12 protein-coding genes are annotated in these 12,736 nt (G+C 73.8%); 11 read left to right on the forward strand and 1 reads right to left on the reverse strand.

Annotated features, from left to right (window positions below):
* Nucleotides 1–22: 22 nt before the first annotated feature.
* Genes OG774_RS13715 through purU form a run of 4 tightly spaced genes read left to right on the forward strand, consistent with a single transcriptional unit; the run spans nucleotide 23 to nucleotide 4,632 of the window.
* The gene (locus OG774_RS13715) at nucleotides 23–295 is read left to right on the forward strand and encodes a sarcosine oxidase subunit delta (protein WP_328310955.1); all 273 of its coding nucleotides are present in this window, start codon (nucleotides 23–25) and stop codon (nucleotides 293–295) included.
* Nucleotides 292–3,126, forward strand: a complete 2,835-nt coding sequence (locus OG774_RS13720) for a 2Fe-2S iron-sulfur cluster-binding protein (RefSeq protein WP_328310272.1) — start codon at nucleotides 292–294, stop codon at nucleotides 3,124–3,126. Before OG774_RS13715 ends, OG774_RS13720 begins: the two co-directional genes overlap by 4 nt.
* A complete protein-coding gene (locus OG774_RS13725; protein WP_328310274.1) occupies nucleotides 3,119–3,775 on the forward strand; it encodes a sarcosine oxidase subunit gamma family protein in 657 nt (218 codons plus the stop codon). The genes OG774_RS13720 and OG774_RS13725 overlap by 8 nt, the downstream gene beginning before the upstream one ends.
* On the forward strand, nucleotides 3,772–4,632 hold the full coding sequence (gene purU / locus OG774_RS13730; RefSeq protein ID WP_328310276.1) for a formyltetrahydrofolate deformylase: 861 nt from the start codon (nucleotides 3,772–3,774) through the stop codon (nucleotides 4,630–4,632). The genes OG774_RS13725 and purU overlap by 4 nt, the downstream gene beginning before the upstream one ends.
* Before the next feature lie 13 nt (nucleotides 4,633–4,645).
* On the opposite strand, the gene ypfJ is transcribed toward purU, so the two are convergent.
* A complete protein-coding gene (ypfJ, locus tag OG774_RS13735) occupies nucleotides 4,646–5,671 on the reverse strand; it encodes a KPN_02809 family neutral zinc metallopeptidase (RefSeq protein WP_328310278.1) in 1,026 nt (341 codons plus the stop codon).
* 336 nt (nucleotides 5,672–6,007) lie between these two features.
* On the opposite strand from ypfJ, the gene OG774_RS13740 reads away from it, so the two are divergent.
* From OG774_RS13740 to OG774_RS13770, 7 genes are all read left to right on the forward strand, one after another.
* Entirely contained in the window at nucleotides 6,008–8,431 is a 2,424-nt protein-coding gene (locus OG774_RS13740; RefSeq protein WP_328310281.1) for a molybdopterin cofactor-binding domain-containing protein, read from the forward strand.
* A 10-nt stretch (nucleotides 8,432–8,441) separates the two neighbouring features.
* Nucleotides 8,442–8,918: a (2Fe-2S)-binding protein gene (locus OG774_RS13745; protein ID WP_328310283.1), complete on the forward strand. Its 477-nt coding sequence runs from the start codon at nucleotides 8,442–8,444 to the stop codon at nucleotides 8,916–8,918.
* Between the two features lie 55 nt (nucleotides 8,919–8,973).
* Complete coding sequence (gene tatA, locus OG774_RS13750) at nucleotides 8,974–9,258, forward strand: Sec-independent protein translocase subunit TatA (protein ID WP_328310284.1); 285 nt, start codon at nucleotides 8,974–8,976, stop codon at nucleotides 9,256–9,258.
* A gap of 3 nt (nucleotides 9,259–9,261) precedes the next feature.
* Entirely contained in the window at nucleotides 9,262–10,152 is an 891-nt protein-coding gene (gene tatC, locus OG774_RS13755) for a twin-arginine translocase subunit TatC (RefSeq protein ID WP_328310285.1), read from the forward strand.
* 11 nt (nucleotides 10,153–10,163) lie between these two features.
* Nucleotides 10,164–10,532 (forward strand): Sec-independent protein translocase protein TatB, encoded by a 369-nt coding sequence (gene tatB / locus OG774_RS13760; RefSeq protein WP_328310287.1) that lies wholly within the window; start codon nucleotides 10,164–10,166, stop codon nucleotides 10,530–10,532.
* A 137-nt stretch (nucleotides 10,533–10,669) separates the two neighbouring features.
* The gene (locus OG774_RS13765; RefSeq protein WP_328310288.1) at nucleotides 10,670–12,142 is read left to right on the forward strand and encodes a flavin-containing monooxygenase; all 1,473 of its coding nucleotides are present in this window, start codon (nucleotides 10,670–10,672) and stop codon (nucleotides 12,140–12,142) included.
* Nucleotides 12,135–12,710 (forward strand): AAA family ATPase, encoded by a 576-nt coding sequence (locus OG774_RS13770; RefSeq protein WP_328310289.1) that lies wholly within the window; start codon nucleotides 12,135–12,137, stop codon nucleotides 12,708–12,710. Before OG774_RS13765 ends, OG774_RS13770 begins: the two co-directional genes overlap by 8 nt.
* Nucleotides 12,711–12,736 lie beyond the last annotated feature (26 nt).

The raw sequence follows: 12,736 nt of genomic DNA on the forward strand, positions 1-12,736 counted from the left end.
CGTCATGAGGTGATCTGTCGTGATGCTGCTTCCCTGCCCCTGGTGCGGGCCCCGCAACGCCGGAGAGTTCAAGTACGCCGGCGAGGGCGGCGCGCGACCCGACCCGGCGACGACGACGCCCGAGGAGTGGCGGCGCTACCTGTACTTCCACGCCAACACCCGGGGCTGGGTCACCGAGAGCTGGTACCACGGCGCCGGCTGCCGCCGCTGGCTCGTCGTCGAGCGGCACACGCTCACGCACGAGGTCCGCGGGGTCCGGGACGCCGTGCAGGTCGCCCGGGAGGGAGCCCGATGAGCATCCTGCCGACGACGCGGCGCCGTGGCGCCGGCGACGCCACCGACCGGCGTCTCCCGCCCCGCGAGGGCGAGGTCATCGACCGCAGGCGCACCGTCGGGTTCACCTGGAACGGCACCCGCTACACGGGCCACCCCGGCGACACGATCGTCTCGGCGCTCGCGGCCGCGGGCGAGCTCGTCTTCTCGCGCAGCTACAAGTACCACCGGCCCCGCGGGCTGCTCACCGCGGGCTACCTCGACCCGGGCACCATGGTGCAGGTCGGCGACGAGCCGAACGTCCGCGGCGCGCACCGCCTGCTCACCCCGGGCCTCGACGTCCGCTCGCAGAACACCTGGCCGTCGCTGCGCTTCGACGTCAAGGCCGTCAACGGGCTCGCCGAGCGGTTCCTGGCCACCGGCTTCTACTACAAGACGTTCATCAAGCCCGAGCGGCTCTGGCCCGCGTACGAGAAGGTGCTCCGCACCTTCGTGCACGCCGGCGAGGTGCCGCCCGACACCGACCGCGGCTACTACGACAAGCGCCACGCCCACCCCGACGTGGTGGTCGCCGGCGGCGGCGCCGCGGGGATGGCCGCGGCGGTGGCGGCCGCCCGCGCCGGCGCGTCGGTGATGCTCGTCGAGGAGGAGCACCAGCTCGGCGGGCACCTGCGCTGGGGCGGGCCGGGCGACCGGGCGGCGCTGCAGGACCTCCGCGCCCGGGTCGCCGCGCAGCCGGGCATCGAGGTGCTCACCGACTCGGTGGTCGCCGCCCGCTACGACGACAACTGGATCCCGATCGTGCAGCGCAGCCTGCCCGGCGTCGACGAGCGGCTGATCAAGGCCCGGGCGGGCGTGCTGATCGCTGCCCCGGGGCTGATCGAGCGCCCCTACGTCTTCGCCGGCAACGACCTGCCCGGCGTGGTGCTCTCGACCGCCGTGCGGCGGCTGGTCAACCTCTGGGCGGTGCAGCCCGGGCAGCGTGCCGTGGTGCTCACCGCGAACCCCGAGGGCGACGCCGCGATCGCCGACCTCGAGGACGCGGGCGTGGAGGTCGCCGCCGTGGTCGACGCCCGCCGGGGCGAGACGATCACCGCCGCGCACGGGCGCCAGGGGGTGCGCGCGGTCGAGCTGGGCGACGGCAGCCGGGTCGAGGCCGACCTGCTCGTCACCGCCGTGGGGTGGACGGCGCCGACGTCGTTGCTCAACCAGTCCGGCGACAACCCCGTCTACGACCCGCGCACCGCACGGTTCCGGCCCGACCCGGCACGGATGCCCGAGGACGTGCTGGCCGCCGGCGGGATCGTCGGCGAGGGCGACGTCGCGCAGGTGGTGGAGCACGCCGACGCCGTGGGCCGCGAGGCCGCGCGGCGGGCGTTGCGCACCGCGGGTACCGCCGTGACCGTCCCCGACTTGGCCGTCGCCGACCACCCGGAACTGTTCTCGAACGGCACCGGCGGCTTCGTCGACCTCTCCGAGGACGTCTCGGCCAAGGACATCGTCACCGCGGCGGCGGAGGGCTACGACTCGGTCGAGCTCGTCAAGCGCTACACCACCGCCACCATGGGGCCCGGCCAGGGGAAGCTCGAGACGGTCAACACCGTCGCGGTCCTCGCCGAGGCCACCGGCAGCACGATCGCCGCGACGGGCACCACCACGTGGCGACCGATGTACGCGCCGGTGACCCTGGGCGCGCTCGCCGGCCGGCCGCGCGAACCCGTGCGGTACTCCCCGATGCAGCCGTGGCACGAGCGCCACGGCGCGGTCCCGCTCGTCGCCGGCCAGTGGATCCGTCCCGACCACTACGGCGATCCCGCCGGCGAGGTGACGACCGTGCGCGCCGCGGTCGGGCTCATCGACGTCACCCCGATCGGCAAGCTCGACCTGCGCGGGCCGGACGTGCCGAAGCTGCTCGAGCTGCTCTACGTCAACAAGTGGCAGAAGCTCGGCGTCGGCCGCGTGCGCTACGGGGTCATGTGCGCCGAGGACGGGGTGGTGCTCGACGACGGCGTCACCGGACGCCTCGGCGAGCAGCACTACCTCATGTCGACGACGTCCTCGGGCGCCGCCGCGGTGTGGGAGTGGGCGGAGCGCTGGCTGCAGACGGCGCGCCCGCAGTGGCAGGTGCACGTCACCCCGGTGACCACGGCGTACGCCAGCATCAACGTCGCCGGGCCCCGCTCGCGCGAGCTGCTCGGACGGCTCACCGACCTGGACCTGGGGCCCGAGTCCTTCGGCTACATGAGCGTCCGCACCGGCACGGTCGCCGGCGTCGCCGACTGCGTGCTCTGGCGGATCGGGTTCACCGGCGAGCTGTCCTTCGAGGTCCACGTGCCGGCCGCGTACGGCCTGCACCTGTGGGAGCGGCTCATGGCCGCCGGCGAGGACCTCGGTGTGCGTCCCTTCGGTGTGGAGGCGCAGCGCGTCCTGCGTCTCGAGAAGGGGCACGCGATCGTCGGGCAGGACACCGACGGCCTGACCCAGGGCTTCAGCGCCGGCGTCGACGAGCTGATCAAGCTCGACAAGCCGGACTTCGTCGGCAAGCCGGAACTGGTGTGGCAGCACGGGCGCGACACCCACCCGCGCCTGGTCGGTCTGCGGACGCTCGACGGGACGATCGTGCCCCCGGAGGCCAGCCAGATCCTCGACCGGGCCGGCGGCATCGCCGGGCGCGTGACGTCCAGCCGGATGTCCCCGACCCTCGGGCGCTCGATCGGACTGGCCCAGATCGATCGCGAGCTGGCGGCCGTCGGCACCCGCGTCACCGTCCGCCTGCCCGACGGGCGCGACGTCGTCGCCGAGGTGACCGACCGCGTCCACGTCGACCCCGAAGGAGAGCGCCAGCGTGTCTGACACCGCCGCGCCCGTGGCCCCCCTCCCCCTGGCACGCAGCCCGATCGCCGCCTCCCCCGCCACCGTCCTCGACGGGTGGGAGGTCAGCGCGCGCGCCGCGACCGGCGCGTCCACGCTCTCGGACGAGACCCCGCTCGCGAAGGTGCACGTGCGCGCCCCGTTCGACGGCGCGGGCCGCGAGGCCCTGGGCGTGGGGTTCGGGCGCACGCGGTACACCGACCTCGGGTCCGGAGCGGTGCTGCTCGTCGGGTCCGCCCCCGGGGAGTGGCTGGCGCTCGGCGCGCCGGGTACGGCCCCGGCGCTGCGCACCGCCCTCGAGGAGCGCCTGGCCGGCACCGGCGAGTTCACGTCGGTCCTCGACCTCACCCACGGCCGCGCGCTGATGCGGCTGCAGGGCCCGGCGGCCACCGCCGTCCTGGCCGGCGTCTGCGCGATCGACCTCGCCGACACCGTCACCCCCCACGGGACCGCGCTGCGGACGTCGGTCGCGGCCGTGGTCACCGACGTCGTGCGCGACGACGTCTCCGGCGTGCTGTCCTACCTGCTGCACTGCGAGCGCTCGTCGGGCCAGTACCTGTGGGACGCGCTGCTCGACGCCGGCGCACGCTCCGCGGTGGAGGTCACGGGCTTCCGGGGGCTCCGGCAGTGAACGACACGGACGTCGGGCGGCTGCTGGTCTCCTGCCGCGACCAGCCCGGGCTGGTGGCGGCGATCAGCTCGTTCCTGCACGCGCACAACGCGACGATCGTGCAGTCCGACCAGGACACCACCGACCCCGAGGGCGGGCACTTCGTCATGCGGCTGGTCTTCCGGCTGCCGGGCCTCGAGGAGGCCCTCGACGAGCTCACCGCCGAGTTCGGCGAGGAGGTGGCCGATAGGTACGACATCACGTTCCGGATGCGCATCGCCGCCGAGCGCACGCGGGTCGCGGTGTTCGTCTCGAAGCTCGACCACTGCCTGCTCGACCTGCTGTGGCGGCAGCGCCGCGGCGAGCTGGGCGTCGACATCGTCCAGGTCGTGTCCAACCACCCCGACCTCGCCGACGAGGTCGCCCGGTTCGGCGTGCCCTACGCCCACATCCCCGTCACCCGCGAGACCAAGGACGTCGCCGAGAAGCAGCAGATCGAGCTCCTCGACGGCCGCGTCGACCTCGTCGTCCTCGCCCGCTACATGCAGATCCTGACCGGCGGCTTCCTCGACGCCCTCGGCGTGCCCGCGATCAACATCCACCACTCGTTCCTGCCGGCGTTCGTCGGCGCCGGGCCCTACGCGCAGGCCAAGGAGCGCGGGGTGAAGCTGGTCGGCGCCACGGCGCACTACGTCACCGAGGACCTCGACCAGGGCCCGATCATCGAGCAGGACGTCGCCCGCGTCTCGCACCGCGACACCGTCGCCGACATCACCCGCCGCGGCGCCGACGTCGAGCGCAGCGTGCTGGCCCGCGCCGTCGCCGCGCACTGCGCCGACCGCGTCGTCGTCACGGGCCGGACGACGCTCGTCTTCTGACCTGTCGCGCGGCTCAGCCCAGGTCGTTCGTCCGGAACGTGTCGCAGCGGGCGGGGTCGCCGGTGGTGAATCCCGTGGTGAGCCACTTCTTGCGCTGGGCCGACGTGCCGTGGGTGAACGAGTCGGGGTCGACGGTGCCGCCACCGAGCCGGCCCTGGATGTAGTCGTCGCCGATGCGCGTCGCGGCGTCGACCGCGGTGTCCAGGTCGGCCCGTGTGATCTCGGTGATGAAGGCGGGCCGGCCGCCCTGCGGCCTGGTCGCGTTGTTCATCCAGACGCCGGCGTAGCAGTCGGCCTGCAGCTCGACGCGCACCGCCGCCGACGTCGCGCCCTGCCGCGCGGACGCGGACCCGGTGGTGCCGAGGGTGCCGAGCTGGTCCTGCACGTGGTGGCCGTACTCGTGGGCGAGCACGTAGGCGTTGGCCAACGGGCCGCCCTGGGCGCCGAACTGCTGGCGCAGCTGGTCGTAGAAGGTCAGGTCGATGTACACGAGGTCGTCGGCCGGGCAGTAGAACGGCCCGGAGCTCGAATCGGCGCTGCCGCAGCGGGTGTTCACCCGGCCGCTGAAGAACACGGTGTCGACGTTCTGGTAGCGCGGCTGCGCGCCCCGCACCCGCGGCGCGATCTGCGCGTAGCCGCCGCCCGCCCAGTACGCCTGGATCGAGTTGATGTCGGCGACGATCGCGCAGTCGGGGTTGGTGTTCGCGTCCGCGCCGGTGCGGCACTCGCCGGCCAGCTCCGACGTGCCCGCCACCGCCGGCCCGCCGGGTTCGCCGAACGTGCCCGCGATCGACGACCCCTGGCCGCCCCCGCCGCCGAGGAAGGTCACGGCGAGGAAGCCGACCACCACGACGACGATGAGGACCCAGCTGACCTTGCCGCTGCGCCCGCGGAAGAGCAGCCCGATCAGCAGCGGCAGGAGGCCGCCGCCACCACCACCCCCGCCGAGTCCCCCGAAGCCCGAGCCGGACCCGCCGCCCTGGCCACGGTTGTCCGTGACCTCGGAGGCGTCGAGCTGGGCGTCGTCGTCGTAGCGCATCGGCAGGCCCGTCGGGGTGGAGGACGTGTGGAGCCCTGATCCTGGCCCAGACCGGGCCGCCGGCGCGCGCATCGCCGTGAGGCCCCCGCGCCGAGATCCGGTTCCGGCGGAAAAGTCCTGATCACAGACGTGGTCGAGCTTGTTCGCCGACACAGCTTAATGATCTTGACAGGCGCCCGTTACCGTCCCGTGACCAAACTCGTTAGTCCTTCAAGCTCTATGGACTACGACGAACGGCCCTACCACGCCGAAAGGACCGCGATGCCGGCCAAGCACCGCTCCGCCCCGCGACCGTCCCGCCGACCGGCGGACCGGACGCGGCCCACCGTCGCCGGCATGGAACGTCGCCGCTTCCTCGGGTACCTGATCGCCGCCCCGACCCTCGCCGTCGGCGTGAAGCTGACCGCCGACTCGGTCCTCGAGGCCAACGCCCTGCCCTCGCCGACCCCCGAGGTGTCGGAGGTCTACGACCTCTCCGACCTGCTGCTGGACTCCACCCGCGCGACGGCGAACCTCATCACCATCGTCGTCAACGAGGACGGCACCGTGTCGTTCAGCATCCCGCGGGCCGAGAGCGGCCAGGGCATCACGACGACGGCGGCGGTGCTCATCGCCGAGGAGATGGGCATCGACGTCTCCGACGTCAACGTCACCCTCGCCGACGCGCGCCCCGAGCTGCTGTTCAACCAGCAGACCCAGGGGTCGGCCTCGGTCATCTCGATCTACACGCCGGTCCGGGTGGCGGCGGCGCTGGCCCGCGGCCGGCTGGTCGAGGCGGCGGCGACGATCCTCGGCGACGAGGCCGAGAACCTGCGCACCACCGGCGGCCGGGTGCTCTCCACCGCCGGATCGAGCGTCCCGTTCGCCGAGCTGGCCGCCGCGGCGGCGAACTCCGTGACGCGGGAGGCGATCACCGAGCTCAAGCCCGTCGACGAGTTCGAGATCATCGGGACCGACACGCGCCGCGACGACGTCGTCGCCGCCGTGACCGGCCGCAAGAAGTACACGATGGACCTCGACGTCCCCGAGGCGCTGCCGACCATGATCGCCCGGCCCCCGACGATCAAGGGGACCGTGGAGTCGGTCAACAACCTCGACCAGGTCCGCACCATGCCCGGGGTCACCGACGTCGTCGAGATCTCCACCGACGCGGAGCCCGGCCGGGGGACCACCTCGTCCGCGGTCGCCGTGCGCGCCCGGACCTTCGGACAGTGCATCGACGCGGTCAACGCCCTGGACATCACCTGGGGCGGGGGCAACGTCGACGACGAGTCGGACGAGACGATCCTCGAGCAGCTGCGCGCGGCCGACGCGCCGGCCAACCTGCCCTCGCCGACCCCGCTGGACGAGGTGGGCGGAGTGGTCCCGCTCGCCACCGACGCCCTCGGGGCGGTCGGCCCCGTCGAGGCGCTCGAGCAGGAGTTCGTCTTCTACTGGCGCAGCAACGCCGCGATGGAGCCCAACGTCGCGATCGCCGACGTCCGCGACGGCGAGGCGGAGGTCTGGACCCCCAGCCAGATCCCGATCGTCACCCAGAGCCAGCTCGCCCAGGTCCTCGACATGACCCCGGCCCAGGTGACGGTCCACGTCCCCCGCGGCGGCGGCGCCTTCGGCCGCCGGCTCTTCAGCGACGCCGCGCTCGACGCGGCGCGCGTGTCGCAGGAGATCGGCAAGCCCGTGCGGCTCATGTGGCACCGCGCCGACGAGTGCCGGGCCGGTCGCGTCCACCCGATGTGCATCTCGCGGGTGAAGGCCACCTACAGCCCGGGCCTCGGCGAGGTCGTCAGCTTCGAGCAGCGGCAGACGAGCGTCGCCACCGACTACACCGAGTCCTTGGGCGACATGATCACGTCGCAGGCCGCGAAGCTGCCCTTCGCCAACGAGCTCACGCTCTCGCAGACCGTCTTCCTGCTGACCGCCAGCGTGCCGTACGACCTCGGCGCCATCGTGTTCGGCTACAACGAGATCTTCGACTTCGACCGGTTCGCCACCGGCAGCGTCCGCAACCTCAACAACCAGGACTTCCGGCCCGCGCAGGAGCTCATGGTCGACCAGCTCGCCGAGCGCCTGGGCGAGGACCCGATGGAGTTCCGGATCAACCGCGTCGAGGACGAGCGGGCCAAGGCCGTCCTGGAAGCGGTCCGGGACGAGGGCGACTGGGGTCGGGACCTGCCCGAGGGCGTCGCCCAGGGCGTCGTCGTGCACAACGAGTACAAGGGCTCGGTCGCGGTGCTCGCCGAGGTCGACACGCGTCCGGCGACGGCCGAGCGCGAGATCCGCGGGGCCACCACCGGTCCCCGGGTCCGCAAGGTCACGGTGGCCGTCGACGTGGGCCTGGCCATCAACCCCCTCGGCCTCAAGGCCCAGATGGAGGGCGGGGTCATGACCGGGATCTCCCACGTGTTCACCGGCAGCCTGCACCTGCGCGACGGCAACTTCCTCGAGGGCAGCTGGGACGACTACCGCTACACCCGGCACTGGAACGCCCCGCCGGAGATCGACGTGATCGTCATGCCGCCGAGCGGCGACCGGCCCGGCGGCGCCGGCGAGCTCGCCGTGGGCGCCGCGACGGCCGCGGTGGCCTGCGCCTACGCCAGGGCCGTCGGGGAGATGCCCACCAGCTTCCCGATCGGCCACACCAAGGACGTGCCGTTCGAGGTCAAGAAGTTCGTCCCGCCGCTGCCCCCGTCCCCCACGGACGGCCTCACGGCGTACCCGACGCCGTCCGCGGCCGGCCCGGCGTTCAACCCCGCGAGCTGAGGAGCCCCGCATGCCTCCCCGCACCTTCAAGGTCAACGGCCGCCCCGTGACGGTCGACATCGAGGACGACGTGCGCCTGCTCTGGGTGCTGCGCGACGTCCTCGGCATCACCGGGCCCAAGTACGGCTGCGGCATCAACGTCTGCAAGGCCTGCACCAGCCACATCAACGGCCGGGCGTTCAACCCCTGCTCGGTGCCGGTCAGCGCGATCCGGCCCACCGACGAGGTCACCACGATCGAGGGCCTCCCGGACACCGTCGGCGCCGACCTGCACCCGATGCAGGAGGCGTGGATCGACCGGGACGTCCCGCAGTGCGGCTACTGCCAGCCCGGCCAGATCATGGCCGCCGTCGACCTCGTGAAGAAGGTCCGCGCCGGCGGCGGGTCGATCACCGACGACGACATCGACGAGATCCGCAACATGTGCGCCTGCGGCACGTACTCCCGCATCCGGGAGGCCATCAAGCAGGGCGCCGAGAACATGTGAGCACCGCTCCCTGTCCGTCCCCGCTCCCCCTGTTCGTCCCCCGGAAGGAACCGTCATGACCGGAGCCCTCAGCCCCACCCACTGGCTGGTCATCCTCGTCGTCGTCCTGCTGCTCTTCGGCGCCAAGCGCATGCCCGACGCCGCCCGCGGCATCGGCCGGTCGCTGCGCATCTTCAAGGCCGAGACCAAGACCCTGACCGACGACGGCGAATCCTCGTCGCCCGCTCCGGCGCCGGCTCAGGCGCCCGCCGCCGTCGAGGCCGGGCCGGCGCGGCCCGCCGGCACGGCGCCGGCGGCCGACGGCGCCCCGGCGAGGTCCACCGACGCCTCGGCGGTCTAGGCCGTGCCCGACCTGGGGCGGCTGCGATCGAGCCGGTGGTGGCCCGGCCGGCGGCGCCGGAACCCCGACGCCACGATGTCGGTGCTCGACCACCTGCTCGAGCTGCGTCGCCGTCTGACCTGGGCGCTGCTCGCGGTGGCGGTCGGCACGGTGGCCGGATTCGTCTGGTACGAGAACGCCGTGTTCGGGGCGCCCACCCTGGGCGCCCTGCTGCTCGAGCCCTACTGCTCCCTGCCGTCGACGGCGCGCGCCGGGCTGGGCGCCGGCGAGTGCCGGCTGCTCGCCACCGGGCCGTTCGACCAGTTCGTCCTGCGGCTCAAGGTCGCGATCACCGCCGGCGTGGTCCTGTCCTCGCCGTGGTGGCTCGGGCAGCTGTGGGCGTTCGTCACCCCCGGCCTGCGGCGCCACGAGCGCCGGGGCGCGGTGCTGTTCGTCAGCAGCGCCTCGGTGCTCTTCGCCGGCGGCGCGGTGATCGCGTACCTCGTCGTCGCCGAGGCGCTCGGGTTCCTGCTCATGGTCGGCAACAGCGTCCAGACCACGGCGCTGCGCGGCGACGAGTACTACTCCCTCGTCCTGTCCCTCATGGTGGTCTTCGGCGTCGCGTTCCTCACCCCGCTCGTGGTGATCATGCTGAACCGCGTCGGGGTCGTCTCCTACCGGAAGCTGGCGAGCTGGCGCCGCGGCATGATCTTCGGCGCGTTCCTGTTCGCCGGCGTCGCGACGCCCGGCGGCGACCCGATCTCCATGGCGGTGCTTGGCGCCGCGCTCTGCGTGCTGCTCGAGGCCGCCATCCAGGTCTGCCGGCTGCACGACCGCCGTCGCGCCCGCCGCGACCCCGGCTGGGAGGACCTCGACGACGACCAGCCGTCGCCCCTCGAGAAGGAGGTGAAGTAGCCGTGTTCGGGATGAGCATGGGTGAGCTGCTCCTGCTCGCCCTGGTCGGCTTCTTCGTGATCGGCCCCGAGCGGCTCCCCGCCGCGATCCGCGCGGTGGCCGGGATGGCCACCCAGGCCAAGCAGTACGCCACGGCGGTCAAGGACCAGGTGGGCGAGGCCGCGGATCTCGCCGAGGTCCGCCGCCAGCTCGACGAGCTGCGTGAGCCCCTCGCCGAGATCCGCTCGGCCGACCCGCGCCGTGCCTGGCGCGAGGCGCTGCGGGACGAGCCCGCGCCGCCGCCACCCGGGCCCACCCCTCGACCCGTCCGGCGGTCGGGGAGGCCGGGGATGCCGGTGGCCCCGTCCCCCGGGACGGCTAGCGGGGCCCCGGTGCCGTAGCGCCTCGCCGCGCCCGCCGGGGCGCGGCAGGATGCCGGCATGCAGGTCGTGATCCACCGCCCGTCCGCCTCCGGCGCGCGGCTCCGGATCCGGGCCGAGCTCGAGCAGCCCACCCCGCCGGGCCCGCTGGTGCCGCGGTGACGGTCGAGGAGCTCGACGCCGTCGTCATCGGCGCGGGCGTCGCCGGGCTGTACCAGCTGCACCTGCTGCGGGCGCAGGGTCTGCGCGTGCGCGCCTTCGACGCCGCCGACGACGTCGGGGGCTCGTGGTGGTGGCACGGCTACCCCGGCTCGCACCTCGACTCCGAGGGGCCCGGGTACCAGTACCTGTTCTCCGAGGAGCTCTACCGCGACTGGGGCTGGAGCGAGCGCTACCCCGCCGGGTACGAGGTGCAGCGGTGGCTGCGCTTCGTCGCCGACCGGCTCGACCTGCGCCGCGCCATCCGCCTCGGCACCCGGGTCGTCGACCTGCACCTCGACGAGGAGAGCGGCCGCTGGACCGTGCGCACCGACCGCGGCGAGACCCTCGACGCCCGGTTCGTCGTCGCCTGCACGGGCCTGCTGCCGGAGAGGACCATCGACCTGATCGGCGGCGCCTTTGCGGGGCCGGTCCTCGACACCGCGCACTGGCCGGAGGGCCGGCACGACCTCGCCGGGCTACGGGTCGGCGTCCTCGGGAGCGGCGCGGCGACGGTGCAGCTCGTGCCGACGATCGTCGACCGGGTGTCCCGCCTGACGGTCTTCGCCACCCGTCCCGTCGACCTCCTGCCCCGCGCGAACCCGGTGTTCGGCTGGCGCGAGCGGGACGCCTACCGGAGCCGGTTCGCCGAGCTCCGCGACACGGTCGTCCACACCCTGACCGGCGACGAGGAGCGCCCGCCGGTGCTCGGCGACGGGACGAGGTCGGCGTGGACGGGTGCCCTCGGCGCGCTCGGCGACGCGGGCGAGGCCGTGCGGGCGGCGATGCGGGCACGGCTGCCCGATCCCGGCCTCGCCGACGTGCTCGTGCCGCGGGGCAGCTTCGGGGTGCGGCCCGTGCGCCTGGACTCCGGATACCTCGAGGTGTTCGGCCGCGACGACGTCGACCTCGTCGACCTGGTGCACACGCCGATCGACCGCCTCGTCCCCGAGGGGATCGAGCTGTCCGACGGCACGGTGCACGCGCTGGACGTGATCGTCCTGACCTCGACGTTCGACGGCGGGCCGGACGCCCTGACGCGGATCGACGTGCGCGGGCGCGGCGGGCAGGTGCTGGGCGAGGAGTGGGGACGGGAGGCGCGCAGCACGCTGGGGCTCGCGAAGCACGGCTACCCGAACCTGTTCACCACCGCCGCCCCGCTCACGCCGCCGTCCGACCGGTGCCTCATGACGACCTGCCGGCAGGTGCAGGTCGAGTGGATCGCGCAGGCGATCGCCGACCTGCACGCCGCGGGCCTCCGCACCCTGGAGGCGACGGCGGCGGGCGAGGACGCCTGGATCGCCCACCACCACGAGGTCGCGGGCACGATGCCCGTCGCGTCGTCGTCCGACTACGCCGGCGGCGTCGGCCGCTACCGCGAGCGGTGCCTGCGCGAGGCGGACGCCGGCTACCCCTCCTTCCGCCGTGCCTGAGCCTGCGGACGTCTGGGTGGTGGCGGGGCCGCCCGGGTCGGGGAAGTCGACGGTGGCCGACCGGCTGCTGGCCCTGCTGCAGCCCGTGCCGGCGCTGCTGGACAAGGACACGATGTACGGCGGCTTCGTGTCCGCGACGCTGGCGGCGGCCGGTCGTCCTCCCGGCGAGCGCGAGGGGCCCTGGTACGACGAGCACGTCAAGGTGCACGAGTACGGCGGGATGACCGCTGTCGCCCGGGAGATCCGTGCCCGCGGGTGCCCGGTGCTGCTCAGCGCGCCGTTCACGGGCCAGATCCGGGACCTGGGGCGCTGGCGGACATGGGTGGACGAGCTCGGCGGCGAGCCCGTGCACCTGGTCTGGGTCGCGTCGGACGCCGCCACCCTGCGCCGGCGGATCGCGTCGCGCGGCCGGTCCCACGACGCGGGCAAGCTCGCGTCCTTCGACGCCTTCGCCGCCCGGATGCAGCCGGACGTCCCGCCGCCCGTGCCCCACCTCGCGGTCGACAACCGCACCGACGGCCCGGAGGGCATCGACGCCCAACTGCGGATGGGGTGGGGCCGAGCGTGACCGGCGGATGCTTCGGAAGCATCCGC

The sequence above is a fragment of the Actinomycetospora sp. NBC_00405 genome, assembly GCF_036044095.1.
Lineage (GTDB): Bacteria > Actinomycetota > Actinomycetes > Mycobacteriales > Pseudonocardiaceae > Actinomycetospora > Actinomycetospora callitridis.